Source organism: Pseudomonas sp. OE 28.3 (assembly GCF_014268205.2).
GTDB lineage: Bacteria > Pseudomonadota > Gammaproteobacteria > Pseudomonadales > Pseudomonadaceae > Aquipseudomonas > Aquipseudomonas edaphica.
In genome coordinates, this window is sequence record NZ_CP077082.1 from 3,981,829 (window position 1) to 4,002,548 (window position 20,720).

The 20,720-nt window shown below is 60.6% G+C and carries 17 protein-coding genes; 7 read left to right on the forward strand and 10 right to left on the reverse strand.

Going from position 1 to position 20,720, the window contains the following annotated elements; genetic code table 11:
- Position 1: 1 nt before the first annotated feature.
- Positions 2-3,181 (reverse strand): efflux RND transporter permease subunit, encoded by a 3,180-nt coding sequence (locus tag HU759_RS17640; protein ID WP_186618377.1) that lies wholly within the window; start codon positions 3,179-3,181, stop codon positions 2-4.
- Positions 3,182-3,456: 275 nt separating this feature from the next.
- On the opposite strand from HU759_RS17640, the gene HU759_RS17645 reads away from it, so the two are divergent.
- From HU759_RS17645 to HU759_RS17655, 3 genes are all read left to right on the forward strand, one after another.
- Positions 3,457-3,927 carry a MarR family transcriptional regulator gene (locus HU759_RS17645; RefSeq protein ID WP_186354821.1) on the forward strand — a complete coding sequence of 157 codons (471 nt, stop codon included), beginning with the start codon at positions 3,457-3,459 and terminating at the stop codon, positions 3,925-3,927.
- 83 nt (positions 3,928-4,010) lie between these two features.
- Positions 4,011-4,544, forward strand: a complete 534-nt coding sequence (mug, locus tag HU759_RS17650) for a G/U mismatch-specific DNA glycosylase (RefSeq protein ID WP_138450835.1) — start codon at positions 4,011-4,013, stop codon at positions 4,542-4,544.
- A 29-nt stretch (positions 4,545-4,573) separates the two neighbouring features.
- Positions 4,574-5,176, forward strand: a complete 603-nt coding sequence (locus HU759_RS17655; RefSeq protein WP_017134568.1) for a glutathione S-transferase family protein — start codon at positions 4,574-4,576, stop codon at positions 5,174-5,176.
- A gap of 5 nt (positions 5,177-5,181) precedes the next feature.
- On the opposite strand, the gene HU759_RS17660 is transcribed toward HU759_RS17655, so the two are convergent.
- Positions 5,182-5,949 (reverse strand): SDR family oxidoreductase, encoded by a 768-nt coding sequence (locus tag HU759_RS17660; RefSeq protein ID WP_017134567.1) that lies wholly within the window; start codon positions 5,947-5,949, stop codon positions 5,182-5,184.
- Positions 5,950-6,087: 138 nt separating this feature from the next.
- Here HU759_RS17660 and HU759_RS17665 point away from each other — a divergent pair, with 138 nt between their 5' ends.
- The gene (locus HU759_RS17665) at positions 6,088-7,236 is read left to right on the forward strand and encodes an aldose epimerase family protein (RefSeq protein ID WP_017134566.1); all 1,149 of its coding nucleotides are present in this window, start codon (positions 6,088-6,090) and stop codon (positions 7,234-7,236) included.
- A gap of 974 nt (positions 7,237-8,210) precedes the next feature.
- Here HU759_RS17665 and HU759_RS17670 read toward each other — a convergent pair.
- The 6 genes from HU759_RS17670 to HU759_RS17695 all read right to left on the reverse strand — a co-directional run bounded on the left by HU759_RS17670 (position 8,211) and on the right by HU759_RS17695 (position 15,361).
- Positions 8,211-9,335, reverse strand: coding sequence for an IS481 family transposase (locus HU759_RS17670; RefSeq protein WP_017135449.1), 1,125 nt, complete (start codon positions 9,333-9,335; stop codon positions 8,211-8,213).
- A 187-nt stretch (positions 9,336-9,522) separates the two neighbouring features.
- On the reverse strand, positions 9,523-10,527 hold the full coding sequence (locus tag HU759_RS17675) for a substrate-binding domain-containing protein (RefSeq protein ID WP_017136516.1): 1,005 nt from the start codon (positions 10,525-10,527) through the stop codon (positions 9,523-9,525).
- A gap of 37 nt (positions 10,528-10,564) precedes the next feature.
- Entirely contained in the window at positions 10,565-11,428 is an 864-nt protein-coding gene (locus HU759_RS17680) for an SMP-30/gluconolactonase/LRE family protein (RefSeq protein ID WP_186617595.1), read from the reverse strand.
- 14 nt (positions 11,429-11,442) lie between these two features.
- Positions 11,443-13,023 carry an aldehyde dehydrogenase (NADP(+)) gene (locus tag HU759_RS17685; RefSeq protein ID WP_176992589.1) on the reverse strand — a complete coding sequence of 527 codons (1,581 nt, stop codon included), beginning with the start codon at positions 13,021-13,023 and terminating at the stop codon, positions 11,443-11,445.
- A 10-nt stretch (positions 13,024-13,033) separates the two neighbouring features.
- The gene (gene araD1, locus HU759_RS17690) at positions 13,034-14,023 is read right to left on the reverse strand and encodes an AraD1 family protein (RefSeq protein WP_099547905.1); all 990 of its coding nucleotides are present in this window, start codon (positions 14,021-14,023) and stop codon (positions 13,034-13,036) included.
- Between the two features lie 15 nt (positions 14,024-14,038).
- A complete protein-coding gene (locus tag HU759_RS17695; protein ID WP_099547906.1) occupies positions 14,039-15,361 on the reverse strand; it encodes an MFS transporter in 1,323 nt (440 codons plus the stop codon).
- 192 nt (positions 15,362-15,553) lie between these two features.
- Between HU759_RS17695 and HU759_RS17700 the strand changes: the two genes are divergently transcribed.
- From HU759_RS17700 to HU759_RS17710, 3 genes are read left to right on the forward strand one after another with little or no spacing between them, the layout of a single operon-like run.
- Positions 15,554-17,290, forward strand: a complete 1,737-nt coding sequence (locus tag HU759_RS17700) for an IlvD/Edd family dehydratase (RefSeq protein WP_017136520.1) — start codon at positions 15,554-15,556, stop codon at positions 17,288-17,290.
- Between the two features lie 48 nt (positions 17,291-17,338).
- On the forward strand, positions 17,339-18,061 hold the full coding sequence (locus tag HU759_RS17705) for a FadR/GntR family transcriptional regulator (RefSeq protein WP_017136521.1): 723 nt from the start codon (positions 17,339-17,341) through the stop codon (positions 18,059-18,061).
- A 42-nt stretch (positions 18,062-18,103) separates the two neighbouring features.
- Complete coding sequence (locus tag HU759_RS17710; RefSeq protein ID WP_138450596.1) at positions 18,104-18,781, forward strand: SOS response-associated peptidase family protein; 678 nt, start codon at positions 18,104-18,106, stop codon at positions 18,779-18,781.
- 4 nt (positions 18,782-18,785) lie between these two features.
- On the opposite strand, the gene HU759_RS17715 is transcribed toward HU759_RS17710, so the two are convergent.
- Together HU759_RS17715 and HU759_RS17720 are read right to left on the reverse strand one after the other, a co-directional pair.
- On the reverse strand, positions 18,786-19,826 hold the full coding sequence (locus HU759_RS17715) for a GGDEF domain-containing protein (protein ID WP_170040161.1): 1,041 nt from the start codon (positions 19,824-19,826) through the stop codon (positions 18,786-18,788).
- Complete coding sequence (locus tag HU759_RS17720; RefSeq protein ID WP_017136524.1) at positions 19,816-20,706, reverse strand: hypothetical protein; 891 nt, start codon at positions 20,704-20,706, stop codon at positions 19,816-19,818. The genes HU759_RS17715 and HU759_RS17720 overlap by 11 nt, the downstream gene beginning before the upstream one ends.
- Positions 20,707-20,720: the final 14 nt, after the last annotated feature.

Sequence of the window (20,720 nt, forward strand, 5' to 3'; positions counted from 1 at the left end):
GTCAAACCCCTTGGGAAACGGTAGTCGCCAGCGTGGCGTGTTGGCGACGCCCGTGGACCAGACTGAAAATCAATGGCACCAGAATCAACGTAGCGATGGTGGCAAACGCCAGGCCGCCGATCACCGCACGCCCGAGCGGCGCGTTCTGCTCACCGCCCTCGCCCAGGCCCAAAGCCATGGGCGCCATGCCGATAATCATCGAGATGGCGGTCATCAACACCGGCCGCAGCCGCGTGAAACCGGCTTCCAGCGCGGCCTGCACGGCATCGCCATGCACGGCCAGGCGCTCACGACAGAAGCTCACCACCAGAATGGCGTTGGCGGTGGCCACGCCCATGCACATGATCGCCCCCGTCAAGGCGGGCACCGACAGCGGCGTATGCGTGACAAACAGCATCCACACAATGCCCGCCAGTGCCGCCGGCAACGCGGTGATGATCACAAACGGGTCGGCCCAGGACTGGAAGTTGACCACGATCAGCAGGTAGATCAGCACCACCGCGCCCAACAGGCCGAACAGCAAGCCACTGAAGGCCGCGTTCATGGTCTGCACCTGGCCCTGTAAAATCACCTTGGAGCCGGTCGGCACTTCACCGGCGTGGGCCGCGATGATTTTCTGGATATCGGCGGCGACGCCACCCAAATCGCGGTCCTGAATCGCCGTCAGCACCTCAACCACCGGCTGGATATCCGACTGACTGAACACCGAACTGCTGTGGCTGCGCTGGATATTCGCCAGGCCGCCCAAGGTCTGGTCGGTGGCCGCGCCATTGCTGCCGCTCAGCGGCAAGTTGTGCAGTGCGGCCAGGCTTTCCAGGTTGTATTGCGGGGTTTGCATCACGATCGGGTAGGAAATGCCGTTGGCCGGGTTCAACCAGAACGTCGGCGCCACCTGGCTGGAGCCGGCCAAGTTGACCACCAGGCTGTTGGTGACATCGCGCTCGGTGAGGCCGACCAACTGCGCACGGGTGCGGTCCACGTCGATATTGAACGTCGGCAATTGCCGCGACTGCTGGATGCGCGCATCCACCACCCCCGGCACCCGGCGAATATCACGCAGCAGCGCGCTGGCATAGGTGAAGTTAGCCGCCAGGTTATTGCCGGTGATTTGCAGGTCGATCGGTGCCGAAGAACCGAAGTTGAGGATCTGCCCGACAATGTCCGAGGCCGGGAACGAGAACACCGCGCTCGGGAATTCTCGTGGCAGGGTTTCGCGCAATTGGCGCATGTACTCGGCGGTCGGGCGGTGGCCTTCGTTGAGGCTGATCTGGATATCGGCGTCCTGGGAACCCACGGTGCCGGTGTTGTTGTACACCACGTTGATACCGCTGATGGACAGGCCGATGTTGTCGACCAAGGCCTTGAGTTCCTGGGCCGGGACTTTGCGCCGGATCGCGTTTTCGATGTCGGCGATCAGGTGCGCATTACTCTCCACCCGTGTGCCCACCGGAGCGCGGACGTGCAACAGGATCAGCCCGGAATCGACCTCGGGAAAGAAGTTGCGGCCCAGGAACGGCACCAGTGCAAACGACACGGCGACAAACGCCAGCAGGCCGATCACTACCGCGCGACGATGGTGCAAGGCGCTGTGCAATACGCTGTGGTAACGCTCGCGAAAGGCTTCAAAACGCTTCTCGAAACCACGCTGGAACTTCACCAGCGGGTTGCGCGACGGTGCGTGCCCGTCGTCGCCGTGTAGATGCGGCTTGAGCAGGTAGTTGGCCAATGTCGGCACCAGGGTCCGCGACAGCAGGAACGAGGCGATCATGGCAAAGATCACCGCTTCGGCCATCGGCACGAACAGGAAGCGCGCCACACCCTCCAGGAAGAACATCGGCACAAACACGATGCAGATACACAGCAGCGAGACAAACGCCGGCGTCACGATCTGCGCCGCCCCGTCGAGGATCGCCGTCTGCACCGGTTTGCCCTGCTCCAGGTGCCAGTTGATGTTCTCGATGGTCACCGTGGCATCGTCCACCAGAATGCCGACGGCCAGCGCCAGGCCGCCGAGGGTCATGATATTCAGGGTTTCGCCCAGCGCCGAAAGCGTGGCTATCGAGGCCAGGATCGCCAATGGAATCGAGGTGGCAATGATCACCGTCGAACGCCAACTGCCGAGGAACAGCAAAATCATCAGGCTGGTCAGCGCCGCCGCGATCAAGCCTTCACGGGCCACGCCGCTGATGGCCGAACGCACGAACAGCGACTGGTCGCCGATCAAATCGATATTCAAGTTGGGCGGCAACGCAGCCTTGTTGTCGGCAAGCTTTTCCTTGATGCCCGCGATCACGCCCAAGGTCGATGCCGAACCGGTCTTGAGCACCGGCAGCAGCACCGAGCGGTTGCCGTTCACATGCACGATGTTGGTTTGCGGCGGGTTGCCGTCGCGCACGGTGGCCACGTCCCGGATCAGCACGGTGGTGCCGTCGGCGGTCTTGATCGGCAGGTTTTCCAGGTCATGGAAGTCCGAAGGTGAGTTGTTCAGTTGCAGGTTGAATTCGTAGCTGCCGATCTTCTGGGTGCCTACCGGGGTGATCAGGTTCTGCGTGGCCAGGGCAGTGGCGACGTCCTGTGCCGACAGGCCACGGGCTTGCATGCGCGCCGAATCGAGGTCGATCTGCACCTGCCGGCTCTTGCCGCCAAACGGGTATGGCAGGGCCGCGCCGGGCACGCTGGTGAGCATCAGGCGCACCTGGTTCAGGCCGATATCACCCAGGCGCTGTTCGCTCAGCCCCGGCCCAGAGAGTGCAAGCTGCACAATCGGCACGGTGGAGGCGCTGTAGTTGAGCACCAGCGGCGGCACGGTGCTGGGCGGCAATTGCCGCAGGATCGCCTGGGACACCGACGTCACCTGGGCGTTGGCGGTACTGATGTTGACGCCGGGCTGGAAGAAGATCTTCACAATCCCGTAGCCGTTCATCGACTGCGCTTCGATATGGCGAATGTCGTTCACGGTGGTGGTCAGCACCCGCTCGAACGGCGAGGTGATGCGCCCGGCCATCTGGTCCGGCGGCAAACCGGTGTACTGCCAGATCACCGCAATCACCGGAATGCGGATTTCCGGGAAGATGTCCGTCGGCGTGCGCCAGGCCGCCAGCGGTCCGACAATCAGGATGAAAATGGCCAATACCAAAAAGGTATAGGGGCGCAGCAAGGCGATGCGCACGAGGTTGAGCATAGGAGGTGATCCAGACAGGAGATTGGTCGGTCAAGCAGGCTTCGCCATGCCGTTTTCCCGCCTCGCCCCATGCACTTCCTGGGGATTTTGTAACGACATCCAGGTCACAAAGAGGCATATGCCACGATATCGAACTTAGTGGCATACGCAACTAATTTGTTTCAAGCTGTCTCAGTCTTCATCTGGAACGTCAGTTCGGTCCGAAAGGCCTTGTCCTGACAGGTCGCGCAGGCATAATCAGCCGCGTCGTGTTTTGTATCAGAGAGTATCTGCCCTTGAAATCTGCCCCGCCTTGCTCCGAGAGCCCCAGCGCCTGCGTCAACGGTGCCGTGCGCCGCACCTCGCGCCGCCTGGGCCAGATCTATGACGAAGCGTTCGCGCCCTGCGGGCTCAAAGCCACGCAATACGCGCTGCTCAACCGCATCGCCAAGGCCGGCACGCCGAAAATGGGCGAGCTGGCACAAACCCTGGTGATGGATTTGTCCGCGCTCGGCCACACGCTCAAACCGCTGGTACGTGACGGCCTGGTGGAGCTGCGCGTGGACGAACTCGACCGGCGTACCCGGCGCGTGCTGCTGACCGAACAAGGCAAGCGCACCCACCTGGCGGCCAAGCGTATTTCCACGCAAATGGCCGAACGCTTCGATCAGGCATTCGGCCGTGAAGCGGCGGCGCAACTGCGCCAGACCCTGGACTTTATCGCCTCCGACGAATTTGCCCGCACCTTGTTGGCCAAGGACGCCTAAGCGACCCACCGTGACAGTGAAAATGCACCACTGGCGCGCAGCTTTACCCAATGGTTGCTGATGCATTTGCAGGTAGACCCGACATGAGCGACAGACTCGAAGACATCCTCACCGAGCACTTGAACGTGGTGTTCTGCGGCATCAACCCCGGCAAAGGCTCCGCCGCCTTGGGCCTGCACTTCGCCAACCGCAGCAACCGCTTCTGGCGCACGTTGCACCTGGCCGGCTTCACGCCCCATGAAATTCACCCCGAAGAGGGGCGCACCTTGCTCGACTACCACTGCGGCCTGACCACACTGGTGGAGCGTCCGACGGCGAGTGCGGGGGAATTGGCGCGGCATGAATTCAACGACGCCGCGGTTGCGTTTGAGCAAAAAATCCGCCGCTGGCAGCCACGCTTCGTGGCCTTTCTGGGCAAGGTCGGTTATAGCGCCGTGTCCGGCCAACGCGAGGTTGCCTGGGGGTTGCAGCCGCTGTTGTTGGGCGGCGCAGCGGTATGGGTGTTGCCCAACCCCAGCGGGCGCAATTTGGCGTTCAACCTGGAGCAGTTAGTGGATGCCTATCAGCAACTGCGCAAGGCCATTGCGCAGGACAATCATGTGCCCTTAATCTCCTGATCCCATCACCTGAAAGCAACGGAGGCTTCATGAAACTGATAGGCATGCTTGACTCGCCTTACGTACGCCGCGTGGCAATTTCCCTGGACCTGTACGGCGTGGCGTTTGAACATCAGTCGGTGTCGGTGTTCAGCACCTTCGAGCAGTTCCACGCGATCAACCCGGTGGTCAAGGCGCCGACCCTGGTGCTGGACGACGGCACCTTGCTGATGGACTCCAGCCTGATCCTGGATTATTTCGAAGCCCAGGCCCCCACCGACAAGAAGCTGCTGGCACAAGCGCCGGGCGCCCGCGCCCACGAACTGCACCTGCTCGGGCTGGCCCTGGCGGCCTGCGAGAAAACCGTGCAGATCGTCTATGAGGACAATCTGCGCCCGGCAGAAAAACGCCATGAACCGTGGATAGACCGCGTGACCGGTCAACTGTTGGCCGCCTATTCGCTGCTGGAAAAGCACCTTGCCCAAACCACCGACGCGCCACTGACCCAGGCGGCGCTGACCGCGGCAGTCGCGTGGTCGTTCACCCAACTCAAACTGCCGTCGGTGCTCGACCCCAAGGCATTCCCTAACCTGCAACGTCACGCCGACCAACTGGAACAGCACCCGGCGTTCAAGCGCTACCCCATCGAGTAGCAGGCCTAGACCCAGCCGCCATCCACAATAAAGTTCTGCGCCGAACACATCGCCGAGGCATCGGAGGCGAGAAACAACGCCATATTGGCGATGTGTTCCGGCAGTACGCTGCCGGGCAGGCACTGGCTGCGGCTGATCAGCTCCTTGGCCGCATCATCGACCCACATTGCCAATTGTTTTTCGGTCATGACCCAACCGGGCACCAGGGTATTCACGCGAATATGGTTCGGCCCCAGCTCACGTGCCAGGGCGCGGGTCATGCCATGGGCCGCCGCCTTGCTGGCGGCGTACACCGGGTAGCCAGCAGACGCCATCATCCACCCCACCGAGCCCAGGTTGATGATCGCCCCGCCACCAGCGCGTTTCATCATCGGCACCACGGCCTTGGCAGCAAAGAACGCGTGCTTGAGGTTGACCGCGATCAGCCTGTCGAACATCGCCGAATCGACTTCTTCCAGGGTGTGACGCACATCGTTGGCCGCGTTATTGACCAGTACGGTGATCGGCCCCAACGAGTGCTCAAAGCGTTCGATCGCCGCTTTATAGGCGATTTCATCGGTGATGTCGCAACACACGAACTCAACCTTGTAGCCCTGGGAATGCAGCAGCGCGGCCAGCCGCTCACCCTGGCTTTGCGCCCGGTCCACAAAACCCACCTTGGCGCCCTGCGCGGCGAACGCGCGCACCAGGAATTCGCCGATGCCTGAGGCACCACCGGAAACCAGAACGGTCTTACCCTCAAGGTCGGGGTAAACAGCCTGCTGAGTGGTCATATAAAGGTTGCCTCACTTAATTAGTCTTATTTTATTTTGCAAACAGGCCGTAAAAGGCTATAAATCTGCTGCTGCAACGACAAAATATCGCACATTAGTAGAACTATTCCACTGAAAACAACAAAAGGAAGTTCGACCATGAAGCACCCTCGTCACCTGCTTTCCGGCCTCGCCTTGTCCCTGCTGATTGCCAGCGGCGGCGCCCAGGCTGCGGGCCTCACCAGCGAACACAAACCCTTCGGTAAAACCAATGACGGCACCGCCGTCGAGCAGTACATCTTGCGCAACAGCCACGGCATGCAAGCCACGGTGATCACCTACGGCGGCGTGTTGCAGTCACTGCACGTGCCGGATAAAAACGGCAAGGTCGATGACGTGGTACTGGGTTTTGATGACGTGCAGGGCTATCAGAGCGGCACGGCCTTTTTTGGCGCGACCATCGGGCGCTTCGGCAACCGCCTGGCGGGCGGTGCGTTTGAGCTTGATGGCAAGCGCTATCAGGTGCCGCTCAACGACGGGCCAAATTCGCTGCACGGCGGCGCCCAGGGGTTTGACAAGCACGTTTGGCAAGCCGAACCCGTCAAGGGCAAGGACTCGGTCGGCGTCAAGCTCAGCTACCTGTCCAAGGACGGTGAAATGGGCTTCCCTGGCAACCTTAAAACCGAGGTCACCTACAGCCTCAACGATAACAACGAACTGCATATCGACTACAAAGCCAGCACCGACAAACCCACCGTGCTCAACCTCACCAACCACAGCTATTTCAACCTGGCGGGCGCGGGCAACGGCGACATTCTCAAGCAGGTCGCGACCTTGCATGCCAGCCATTACACACCGGTGAATGCCACCCTGATTCCGACCGGCGAGCTGGCACCGGTCAAGGGCACGCCGATGGACTTTCTCAAACCCACGCCGATCGGCCAGCACATCAAGGACGAGCATCCGCAGCTTAAATTTGCCGAGCCGAAACAAGGCGGGTTTGACTTCAACTGGGCGCTCGACACCCAGGGCGATATCAAGCAACTCGCCGCCGAAGTACACGACCCTGCGTCTGGCCGGCGTTTGAAGCTCTACACCAGCGAGCCTGGGGTGCAGTTCTACACCAGCAACTTCCTCGATGGCACGGTGAAGGGCAAAGCGGGCAAGACGTATCAGCACTGGAGTGCTTTTACCCTCGAAACCCAGCATTTTCCTGATGCGCCCAACCAACCCAAGTTTGCTTCGACTCGGTTGAATCCTGGGCAGACTTATAGCCAGAACACTGTGCTCAAGTTTTCTGCCGACTGAGTGTTGGTGCAACCGGGGTGCAGGAGCCGGCCCTCGCGACAGGCACCCCGGTTTTTCCTTGTGACCGGGGAGTGCCGGGGCAGTTTGAAGTCTTGGGCTGGCTCAGGGTTGCTGAGTACATATCCGTTGCTGCGGTAACGGCGGCCTATGGTTCCGCTCTTACAGCGGCTCACTTTTTGAAGGACCAAAAAGTAAGCAAAAAGTCCTCGCCCCAACACTCGGTGCCTCGCTGTGGCTCGGCATGCCCGCAATCCGACACTGATTTGGGGGGCCGCCGCCACGCGCCATCCATGGCGCGGGGCGGCTAAACCGGCATCCCTGCCGGTTTACCCCCCAAATCACTGTCAGATTCCGGCCATCGTGTTTAACGGGGCGATTTCAGATCAAGATCAAAAGCGCAGATCAAAAGACCGCTGACTTCGTCATCGAAAAGGATGTAAGAGCCGGAGCAACAGCAACAGCAACAGCAACAGCAACAGCAACAGCAACAGCAACAGCAACAGCAACAGCAACAGCAGAGCCATACTCGGTCAAAGGTGGAAGCTGGCTTGCCTGCGATAGCATCAACTCGGTGTGCCTGATGTACCGAGGTGTCTGCATCGCAGGCAAGCCAGCTCCCACAGAAAAGCAGCTCTTCAGTGTATGCAAATCCGCTTTTCGCTTTTGATCTAACCACTCAGGTCGGCTTTCAGGCCGCCGTGCTGTAGATCTTGATCTTGATCTGAGGCGCCCCGTTAACCACGATGGCCGAACGCAGGCTTGAATCCGTGGGTAACCCGGCAGGACGCCGGGTTAGCCGCGCTGGGCCAAGGATGGCCCATCGCGGCGGCCCACGGATTCAAGCCGGAGTGAGGGCATGCCGAGCCCCAGCGAGGCACCGAGTGGTGGGGCGAAGACCTTTTGGTTACTTTTGGGGCGTTTGCTGTACGGACCGGACACATGGTTGACACATGTGCGGGGACATGGTGGACACATTATTGACCATAATCAGGCTTACTAATGTCGATTGTTCGCAAAAAGTGATGGCAGAAATAGACGTCGAACAGACCATCGCTTTCTGCGTTCGGGCGGATTGCTATGTGCTGTCCTACCAAGCCTTTTGCGATGCTGAAGTAGCGTTTTTGGAAGCGAAAACGGCTGTGATAAACCTTGGCTAACACGTCGTCTGGTCCGTATTCAAACTCAGGTAGCTTTTGCGGATAAGCCCAAGGACTGCTGCGATAGCGGTCCATGGGCACCTTGTATTCCAGCGCCTGATGAGGACGTTGCAGGTTGTATATTTCACGCCATTGATCGAATGCTGATTGAGCATCCGCTAGCGTAGAAAAGTGACGCCCGTTAAGGACTTCTGCCTTGAGTGATCGATGAAAACGCTCGATTTTCCCATTTGTTTGCGGATGGTAGGGACGACTGAAACTTATCCGAATTCCCAAACGCACCAGCCAAATACTCAACTCTGTGATCTCGCCAGGATTACGCGGTGAGCCCCATGGCGCGCCATTGTCGACGTTGATACGTGCCGGTAAACCGTAAGTTTCAAATACCTCGCTCATCTTCTGTTTTACGGTGGTGCCTCGCTCGTTATCACACGCTTGGATGGCCAGGTTGAACCGCGAATGATCGTCCAGGATGGTCAGGGGGTGGCATCGGCCTTGCTGCATTGCAAAGTGGCCTTTGAAATCCATCTGCCAAAGATCGTTGGGCTCAGGATGTTCAAATCTCAGCCGGGCCTCTGGTTCTTTCTCTGAAGGCTTAATCAAGCTGTGCCGGTGCAGGACATTAGTGACAGTACTGGGAGCAATTCGCTTGTCCAGCATGCTGCTAATTGTGCGTCCGCCCCATGCCGGATGATCTTGGCGAAGTGCAACGACCTCAGCCTCCAGCTCGGCCCGGGTCAGTTTGGGGCTGCTGGCGGGCCTGCGTGACTTCTCTTGCAAACCCGCAGAGCCGCCGGCCTCGTAACGCTTTAGCCACTTGTAGGCGGTTTGCGGACTTATACCAAATCGTCGACACAGCTCTCGCTTATTACTGCCGGGTTTCTTTGCTAAGGAAACAAACTCTTGTTTTAGGCTCATGGCGTCTCTCGTGTTCCAGGGCATGATGGCCTCCCGGCGAAGCTGGCTTCGCCGAGAAGTGTCCACCATGTCCCCGCACACCCGTCAACCATGTGTCCGGTCCGTACAGGGCGTTTGCCAAAAGTGACCCGCCGTAAGGGCGGAACCATAGGTAGCCGTTACCGCAGCAACGGATATGTACTCCGTCCGATCCCCCCCCGCCAAGCCTACCTCACTGCCACAACCCAATCTTCGTCAGCTCTTGCTTGAAGTTCTCCCGTGTAATCAGCGTCACCTCGTCCATGGCCGTGTACTTGGGCGGCTCCGTCCCCTTGGTAACCCACTCATACATCATCAGCGCAGTGTTGTAGCCCTCGATATGCGGACTGGGCAGCATCGAACCGAAAAATCCACTGTCAGCCTTTTTCAGTTCGCCAATGGCATCCGTACCATTGATGCCGATACCAATCACATTGGCCGCGGCAAAACCGGCCGTTTCGGTTGCGCGCACGCCACCGAGCACCGTGTTGTCGTTCATACCACCGATAATCAGGTTCTTGGCACCGCTGGGCAGCTTGACCAGTGCCGAGTTGGTGGCGTCCATACTGCCCGGTACATCAAGCGTCTTGGCCGCGGTGAACAGAATGTGGTCTTTAGGAAAACCAGCATCTTCCAGGGATTTAACCGAACCGTCAGTGCGCTTTTTACCCGTGTCCAGTTCGTTAAAGGTATTGATCACCGCATAGGTGTCCTTCCAATCCCAACCGCGTTTTTTCGCCTCCGCCGCCATCGCCGCGCCCTGCTTCTGGCCCACTTCAAACGCGGCCATGCCCAGGTATGGCACGTCCTCCATGAAGTTGCCTTTGGCGTCGACAAAACGGTCATCCACCGCAATCACTTTCAGGCCGTTCGCCTTGGCCTTGGCAACGATGGCCGGGCCCAGCGACACATCCGGCGGGCAGATCACAAAGCCCTTGGCGCCGTTGGCCGCCAGGCTGTCGATGGCCGAGAGGGTTTTCTCGCCATCCGGCACGGCGATCTTGATCACGGTAAAGCCATGCTCCTTGCCGGCTTTTTCGGCAAACGCCCATTCGGTCTGGAACCACGGCTCTTCAGCCTGCTTGACCAAAAAACCAATCTTCACGGCTTCAGCGGCCTGCAACAGACCGCCCAAGCTCAGGGCCGACACCGCCACAGCGGCGCAGCACAGGGAACGCATACCTCGACGACGATTCATACGGGTGACTCCTTGTTATTGTTTTCAGGTCTTGGGTTTATCCGGCAAAGCGGTGACAGGGGGTGCCCGGCACATCGACCTCGATGGCCAGCACTGCGCCATCCAGCGGGTGATCGAGTGGGCTGGCGGCGCTGGTGATGTAGAGGGTGGTGAGGTTGGGGCCACCGAACACGCAACTGGTGGGGCGGCTCACGGGCAACTCGACAATGCGGTCGACCTCACCCGCCGGCGTCAGGCGCAGCAAGCAACTGCCATCCCAACGGGCATTCCAGATATAGCCATCCGCGTCCATCGCCGAGCCATCCGGGCCACCACGCTCATGCGGGCCGAACCAGACCCGGGCAGGCTCGAGCTGACCCCCTGGCTTGACCGCATGCCGGTACAAAGTGCCGTCCAGGCTGTCGCCAAAATGCACGTGCGCGCCGTCATCGCTCCACACCAAGGTGTTGGGAATGCCCAGCCCTTGCAGCAGCGGCGTGACATGCGCGTTGGCATCGATCCGAAACAGGCCGCCGGAACGCCGCGTGATGGGCAGGTCTTCACCCTGCTCACCAATGTTGTTCTGCATGGTGCCCAACCACAGGCGGCCCTGGGCATCGCAGCGCGCTTCATTGCCACGGTTACCCGGTTGCGGGTCGGCCACGCACAGCAGCGTGAGGGCTTCGGTTTCCAGGTTCAGCCGGTACACGCCGCTGCTCAGCGTCACCAGTGCATCCCCGCTTTCACAGGGGATGAAGGCCGAGACGTGCTCGGGCAACTGCCAGATCTGCAACTGCCCGCCCATCAGGCGCAGCGCCTGCTTGCCGGCGATATTCACCCAATACAGCGCCTGGGTCGGCACGTCCCAGAACGGGCCTTCGCCCAGCTGCGCACGGTGCGCAGTGACTGCGGTACACGACATAAAACCTCCTGGTGTTACAGCGGGTCGCGCGATGGCGTGCCATCCACCAGCCGCTGGATACGCAACGGGTTGGCGTTTTTCAACGCGTCGGGCAGCAGGCTATCAGGGTAATTCTGCAAGCACACCGGGCGCAGGAAACGGTCGATGGCCAGGGTGCCGACCGAGGTGCCACGGGCATCGGATGTGGCCGGGTACGGCCCGCCGTGAACCATCGAATCACACACTTCCACGCCGGTCGGGTAGCCGTTGAGCAGGATGCGCCCGACTTTCTGCTCCAGCAGCGGCGTCAGTTCAGTGAAGTGCTGCAGGTCGGCCGGTTCAGCAATAAGCGTCGCGGTGAGCTGGCCGTGCAGACCGTGCAAGGCCGCGCTGAGCTGGGCCTGATCGGCGACCTCGACAAACACCGTGGCAGGGCCGAACACCTCTTCCTGCAACACCTCATCACCGTCGATCAGCAAGCGCACGTCGGCCTTGAACAGCTGCGGCTGCGCCTGACTGCCCACTTGAGCGCTGCCCGCCAGGTGTTGGATGCCAGGGTGCGCCAAGAGCTTTTCCAAGCCTTTGCCATAACTGCCCAGGGTGCCGGCATTGAGCATGGTTTGCGCCGGCTGTTCACCGATCAGTTGCGCCACCTGTTGGGTAAACGCGGTGAACTGTGGCGAGGCAATACCGATCACCAGGCCAGGGTTGGTGCAGAACTGGCCACAGCCTTGCACCACCGAGGCGGTGAGGTCGCGGGCGATGGTCGCGGCCCTGGCGTGCAAGGCCTGGGGCAGCACGATCACCGGGTTGATGCTCGACATTTCGGCAAACACCGGGATCGGCTGCGGGCGTGCCGCCGCCATATCACACAAGGCACGGCCGCCCTTGAGCGAGCCGGTAAAACCCACGGCCTGGATCGCCGGGTGCTTGACCAGCGCCTCACCGACGCCGCCACCGAAGATCATGTTGAACACCCCCGCCGGCATCTCGGTAGCCTCGGCCGCCCGAATGATTGCATCGGCCACCCGCTCAGCCGTCGCCATATGCCCACTGTGCGCCTTGAACACCACCGGGCAGCCGGCCGCCAGCGCGGCAGCGGTGTCGCCGCCGGCGGTGGAAAATGCCAGGGGAAAGTTGCTCGCACCAAACACCGCCACCGGGCCGAGGCCGATGCGGTATTGGCGCAGGTCCGGGCGCGGCAGGGGTTGGCGGTCGGGCAAGGCTCTGTCGATGCGCGCGCCGTAAAAATCACCACGACGCAATACCGTAGCGAACAGGCGCATCTGGCCGCTGGTGCGCCCGCGCTCGCCTTTGATGCGCGCAGCAGGTAATGCCGTTTCGCGGCACACCAACTCGATAAAATCATCCCCCAGCGCGTCCAGCTCATCGGCCACCGCCTCCAGGAACTGCGCCCGCCGCGATGCACTTAATGCCCGGTACGCGGGATAGGCGGCAGCGGCGGCCTTGGCGGCGGCATCCACCTCGGCGGGCGTGGCCTGATAGAAATCCTGAGGCAAGGCCTCGCCAGTGCTGGCGTCGACGCTTTTCAGGGTGATGCTGCCCTGGGCGCTGCGCTGGCCGCCGATGTAGTTGTGGCCGAGAAACGGATTCATGCTGATCTCCTTAAAGGCTGATGACAGTGCCAGGTGCGAACGCCGCCTCGGCGCTGCCGACCCGATTGACCAGCGGCGCGCCGAACTCGGCCTGGCTGATCTCGAACACATCCCCCGGCTGGGTACGTATACCGTCGGCGAATGACAAGGTGGCGGTGCCGAAGAAATGTATATGCACGTCACCCGGGGTCAGGAACTGGCTGTATTTGAAATGGTGGTACTCGAGGTTTTCCAGGCTGTGGCACATGTTCGCCTCGCCACTGAGAAATTCGCTTTCCCATATCACTTGACCGTCTCGGCGGATGCGGCTGGTGCCGGCCAGATGCTCGGGCAACTCACCCACACGCAACTCCGGACCATAGCTGCAACTGCGCAACTTGGAATGGGCCAGGTACAGGTAATTCTTGCGCTCCATGACGTGGTCGGAGAACTCGTTGCCCACCGCAAACCCCAGGCGGTAGGGCTTGCTGTCACGGCCGATCACATACAACCCGCCGATTTCCGGCTCTTCACCGGCGTCTTCAGCAAAGGGTGGCACCGGGAATGCCTGGCCTGGGCGCACGACAATATTGCCATCGCCCTTATAGAACCATTCCGGTTGCACGCCGGCCTGGCCGGCCGGCGGTTTGCCGCCCTCCACGCCCCATTTGAAGATACGCATGGTGTCGGTCAAGGCACTGTCGTCACCGGCCTGATGCATTTTATCGCGGGCCGAGGCGCTGCCCAGATGCGTGAGGCCAGTACCGCTGATCAGCATGTGCGCGGGGTCGGGATGGTCGAGCGGCGGCAGGACTTTGAGGTCCGCCAACAGCGCGGCGTAGTCGTAACTGTCGCCCAGCCCGAGGCTGTCGACCTGTTGCGCCAGGCCCACACCGGCATCGATGGCGGCCAGCGCCAACTCACGCACGCTGCGCGCGGTGTGCACTTCGCGCAGTGTGTTGCCTTGCACCACGCCGACACGACGCTCACCGTTACGCAATTCGAACTGAACTAAACGCATCAAACTTCTCCAGGATTAAGTACGTGTGGCGCCTCGGGCGCTGGCGGCAAACTGGTCGGCGGGCAGCACATGCTTGCGCTCCAGCACGCGGTACACCACAGCGGTCAACACCAGCCCGAACACCATGACGCCAGCCAAAAAATACAGGCCCGAAGCCAGGTTGCCGGTGTACTCCTTGAGCGCGCCGATCACGAACGGGCCGATATAGCCGCCCAGGTTGCCCACCGAGTTAATCAACGCGATGCCCGCCGCCGCACTGGCGCCGGCAAAGAACCGCCCCGGCAAGGTCCAGAACACCGCCGTGCAGGAAAACAAGGCGAATGCCGCCAGGCACAGCGCCGCCATTTGCAGCACCGGCATACTCAGCCAGGCGCTGCAAAACAAGCCGATGGCGCCGAGCACATAGAGCACGGCAAGGTGGCCATAACGATCGTTCAAGCGGTCGGAACTGCGCGGGATGATCAGCAGCCCGATGATGCCGAAAATGTAGGGTACGGCCGAAATGAAGCCGGTCACCAAGTCAGTGCCGCCGAACTGTTTGATCAGGGTCGGCAACCACAGGCCCAAGCCATAGATGCTCAAGGTCACCGGCAGATAGAACAGCGCCAGCAGCAACACGCGCTTGTCCTTGAGGGCATGCAGCGGGTTGCCGTGGCGGGTCTGGCCGTAGGCTTGCAGGTCCTTGGCCAACTCAGCGGTCAGCCAGGCTTTTTCGTCTTCGCTCATCCAGTTGACCTGCTTGGGGCCGTCCGGCAGAAAGCGCAGCACCGGCCAAGTCAGCAACAACGCCGGCGTGCCGATCACGATAAACAGCCATTGCCAGCCGTGCAGACCAAGGATGCCGTCCATGCCCAGCAGGCCGCCGGACACGGGCCCGGTGATCATCATGGCAATCGGCTGGGAGAGGATAAACAGCCCCAGGATCTTGCCGCGATGGCGCACCGGGAACCACTGGGTGATGTAGTACAGCACGCCCGGAAAGAACCCGGCTTCGGCCGCGCCAAGCAGAAAGCGCATCACATAGAAACTGTGCGGCCCCTGCACAAAGGCCATACCAATGGTGATGGCGCCCCAGGTGAGCATGATCCGTGCAAACCAGCGCCGCGCGCCGAAGCGGTCGAGCATCAGGTTGCTGGGGATTTCAAACAGGAAGTAGCCAATAAAAAACAACCCCGCCCCCAGGCCATAGGCGGCATCGCCGATGCCGACGTCGGCGCCCATGTGCAGCTTGGCAAACCCCACCGCCGAGCGGTCCACGTAGGCGATCAGGTACAGCAGGATCAGGAAGGGAATCAGTTTCAGCGTGATACGCCGAACAAGCCGCAATTCCTGGCTCATGGGGTCGATCTCCGATTGTTGTTTTTATAGAAGCTCGGGGGCTGCCTCTCGCGAAAATCCGCCAGGGTCAAACCTCAATTAAGCTGGACTATATAGTATGACTATTTGCAAAACAACACTTCCAAAGCTGCGTTTTTGCGCTTATGTTTAAGCACATATAGAACATATAGTCATACAATAAGAGAGTCGATCATGCCTGATAAAAAGCCCGCCCTACGCTCCGCCCAGTGGTTTGGCACCGCCGACAAGAACGGTTTCATGTACCGCAGCTGGATGAAGAACCAGGGCATTGCCGACCATCAGTTCCATGGCAAACCGATCATTGGCATTTGCAACACCTGGTCGGAACTGACCCCATGCAACGCGCATTTCCGCCAGATCGCCGAGCACGTCAAACGCGGTGTGATCGAGGCCGGTGGTTTCCCGGTGGAATTCCCGGTGTTCTCCAATGGCGAATCCAACCTGCGCCCCACCGCCATGCTCACCCGCAACCTGGCGAGCATGGATGTAGAGGAAGCCATTCGCGGCAACCCCATCGACGGCGTGGTGCTGCTCACCGGCTGCGACAAAACCACCCCGGCGCTGCTGATGGGCGCGGCCAGTTGTGACGTGCCGGCCATCGTGGTCACCGGCGGGCCGATGCTCAACGGCAAGCACAAGGGCCAGGACATCGGCTCGGGTACGGTGGTGTGGCAACTGAGCGAGCAGGTCAAGGCCGGCACCATCACCCTTGACGATTTCCTTGCGGCCGAAGGCGGCATGTCGCGCTCGGCGGGCACCTGCAACACCATGGGCACTGCGTCGACCATGGCCTGCATGGCCGAAGCACTCGGCACTTCCCTGCCCCACAACGCGGCGATTCCGGCGGTGGACGCGCGGCGCTATGTGCTGGCGCATATGTCTGGCATGCGCGCGGTCGAGATGGTGCGTGAGGATTTGAAACTGTCGAAAATCCTTACCAAGGAGGCGTTTGAAAACGCGATCCGGGTGAATGCGGCCATCGGCGGTTCGACCAACGCGGTGATCCACCTCAAAGCCATCGCCGGGCGTATCGGTGTCGAGCTCGACCTCGACGATTGGACCCGCATGGGCCGTGGCGTGCCGACCATCGTCGACCTGCAGCCGTCAGGCCGTTTCCTGATGGAAGAGTTCTACTACGCCGGCGGCCTGCCGGCCGTGCTGCGTCGCCTGGGCGAAGCCAACCTGATCCCGCATCCGAATGCCTTGACGGTCAATGGCAAGTCGTTGGGCGAGAACACCCAGGACTCGCCGATCTACGGCCAGGATGAGGTGATCCGCACCCTCGATAACCCGATCCGCGCCGATGGCGGTATTTGCGTATTGCGCGGCAACCTGGCGCCGCTGGGCGCCGTGCTCAAGCCTTCCGCCGCCAGCCCCGAGTTGATGCAGCACCGTGGCCGCGCGGTGGTGTTCGAGAACTTCGACATGTACAAGGCACGCATCAATGACCCGGCGCTGGACGTGGATGCCAACTCGATTCTGGTCATGAAAAACTGTGGCCCCAAGGGTTACCCCGGCATGGCCGAAGTCGGCAACATGGGCCTGCCCGCCAAGCTGCTGGCCCAGGGCGTGACTGACATGGTGCGCATTTCCGATGCACGCATGAGCGGCACCGCCTACGGCACGGTGGTGCTGCACGTGGCACCGGAAGCTGCCGCCGGTGGGCCGCTGGCCACGGTGCAGGAAGGTGACTGGATCGAGCTCGACTGCGCCAACGGCCGGTTGCACCTGGATATCCCCGACGCCGAACTGGCGGCGCGCATGGCTGACCTTGCGCCAGCGCAAAACCTGATCGTCGGCGGCTACCGCCAGCTGTATATCGATCACGTGCTGCAGGCCGATCAAGGCTGCGACTTCGACTTCCTGGTGGGCTGCCGTGGCGCTGAAGTCCCCCGGCATTCCCACTAATTGGGATGCTATGATGCCGCGAACCTAAGCCAGAGCCTCCCCGTCGTTATGGATCACCAGCCGCCCAAGCCGCGCAAGAGCCAGCATGCCCAGATCGTTCAGGACTTGGGCATGCACATCGTTTCCGGTCGCTTCAAGCCCGAAGAACGCCTGCCCATGGAAGCCACGCTGTGCGAGGAATACCAGGTCAGCCGCTCGGTGTTGCGTGAGGCGACCCGCGTGCTCAGCGCCAAGGGCCTGGTGTACTCCAAACCACGGGTGGGCGCGGTGGTGCGCCCACGGGTGAAATGGCATTTGCTTGACCCGGACGTGCTGTCCTGGCTGATGCAGTCCACGCCCCACAGCGAATTCTTCAACACCCTGGCCGGCGTGCGGCGCATCCTCGAACCGGAAATCGCCGCCATGGCCGCGACCACGGCCACCGCCGAAGACATCGCCACCATCGAAACCGCCTACCGGGGCATGGAAACCGCCAAGACCCACGATGACCTGCTGCAGGCCGACCTGGACTTCCACCGCGCCATCGCCGACGCGACCCGCAACGACTTGCTCGCCTACATGTGCAACATGCTGTCGTTGCCGCTGCGCGAGTCGATCAACATCACCAACCGCCGTCCTGACATCCAGGGCCTGAGCCTGCCCCGCCACAAAGCGATCCTCACCGCCATCCAGAACCGTGACGCCCTCGGCGCCCGGCACGCCTCGCTGGTGCAACTGGATGACACGCGGGTGGCGCTGGACACGGTGATGAACGTGCTCACGCCGCTGTAAATTGATCGTCTACGCTCAGGGAGTCAGTTCGAGGAACCGGCCATGTGCGGACGACTTTCGCAGTACCGCGGTATTCATGACTTTGTGGCGGCGCTGAGCATGCCCAATGCACTGGCCAATAGCGTGGGCGACCAGCCGCTTGAGCGCTACAACGTGGCGCCAACCACCCCCGTGGCGTTGCTGCACCTGGACAATGATCTTTTGCACGCTGACCCGGTGCGCTGGGGCTGGCGCCCGCACTGGAGCAAAGAACGCCTGCTGGCGATCAACGCGCGTGTCGAGAAGGTCGCGCACGGCGCGTTCTTTCGCGCGATCTGGCCGCATCGCGCAATTGCCCCAGTGGACAACTGGTTTGAATGGGTGGATGAAGGCGACGCGAAAAAACAGCCCTACCTGATTCGTCGCCGCGACGGTGCGCCGGTATTCTGTGCCGCCATAGGCCAACTGCCCGACGCCGATGAGGGCGCGCACGCGCACGATGGCTTCGTGATCATCACCGCCGACAGCGCCGGTGGCATGCTCGACATCCATGACCGCAGGCCCGTGGTGTTCACTCCGGAACTGGCCCGTGAGTGGCTGGACCCGGCCACCTCCCGAAGTCGCGCCGAGCAGATGGTGCTGTTGCAGGGCGACCCGGCAGACGTGTTCGAATGGTTCAAGGTCGACAGTGCCGTGGGCAACACACGCAACCATGGGCCAGCGTTGATCCAGCCGCGCTGAGCACTCATTGGGCGACTGCACACCCCTGCGGATTAATCGGCCTGCCCTCCAGATAGGCCCGGTCCTTGCCATTTTGCTTGGCGCCATACAGGTTGCGGTCAGCGTCCTTAAGCACTGCCGACATCTCGTCCCCCGCCGAAAACCGCGCCATTCCCGCGCTGCACGTGTAATTGTGCGGCGCCGCCACACTGTGCCGGATAGCCTGCAACAAATCCCGTGCGAACTCGCAGGCGACAGCCGGGTCGTCGCCCAACAGCAGCACGCCGAATTCTTCGCCGCCGATCCTGCCGAAACTGTGGCTGCCTTTGGCGGTTTTCAGGCAGGTGGCCATGGCGCAAAGAATGCTGTCGCCCACATCGTGGCCATACCGGTCATTTTTGAGTTTGAAACTGTCGATATCCAACATCATGAAATAGCCGCTGTGGCCGCTGGCGATCAACGCGTCAAAGCCCTGCATGAAGGCGCGCCGGTTGAGAATGGAGGTCAGGTAATCCGTCTCTGCCAGCTCGCGAAACTCACTTTCTACCAGCAACACCGAGCGCAGGTTCTTCAAATAGGAAAAACTCAGGATAAAACCGATGGCCACCGACGCAACGCAAAAAATATACAGATAGACCTGGGCATCGCCGTAAATGTCCGCCTGGATGCACGGCCATAAAATCAACCAGACCAACGTGGCGCAGACCAGGTAATCCTGCACACTGATAAACAGGATGGCGCTGCTGATCACCAGGATAACCGCCAGCGGCAAGCCAAACAGGCGCAACTCCCCATGCGCGCTGATGACATAGGCAAACCCCACGGACAGCAGCACGACATACACAACCCCGAGCGTGCGCCACAGGTAAAAGTGGATGGTCATGTGGTGCAGTCGACACACCGCCAACAGGCACAGGGTGATCGCTGACAAATATATATCCAGCTGCATGTCCGGATGAATCAACAACACCCCGAGCCAGGCAATAATCCCGATTAACTCGGCCTGGGTGACCGCTGGCGACAGTAACCGGCGCATCCGTGGCCTTAACTTCAAATTAGCAGGCATCCCTTTCCCCTCTTTCAACCGCGTGCAGGCCAACCGCAAATGAAAACGCCATAAACCGTCTTACCAGGCAAACAAAAGCCGGCAGCACTTCCAGCTGTTTTTTCGCATGCACTTTGAAATAGCCCTTCTCGACACCCTCCCGGACCATTCTAATAATATGGGTTTTTGATACCGACAGCTGCTGGGCGAGCGCAAGATAAGATGACGATTTGAAGGTCATGCGCTCGTTTTCCGGTGAAAAGGCATCGTTATATATCGCCAGCATCAACAAATGGCCTGCATCTTTCTTCACCAGCCAAAAACAGTCGGGCAGCAACACATCAACGGTCATTTCGTCGGCCAGGATCTGAGCGAAGCCTTTGAAATAAAGGGCTAGAAAACTGCGGTCGTCCATCTCGCGCATTGTGCGAAAACGCTCCTTCTCAGGGCACATCAGCGCCAGTGAGTCGGTAATGGACGTCAGCATCAGCCGCACTTCCCGGCAGGCTTCATCCGAGGGCGCATACACCCTGAACCGGCTGTCCTCCGGGTGTGCGTCGACCACCATGAACCCCAGCGCCCGAAACAGCAGGAAGATCGACTCCAGGCTGTTTCTTGAGCAATACCCCCGCGCCACACAAAAGGCTTTCACCTCGCAAAGCAAGGCTGTCGGTTTGGAAAAGTACTCGCTGAACAGTGCAAATGAGACCATCAAACGGCTGTATTTCATTGCACTTTTGTAGAAAAACGGGCGTTTCGAGTAAGGGCCAAGAAGCACCTGATAATGTGCCCGAATACAAGATTCAAAGTCCTCATGACGTTCAAGTGCTTGTGCAGTATTACCGATATCCAACTTTAACGAACTGACACGCATGAAAGAACCCTGATCAACCAACTTCATCCCACTGATCTAGA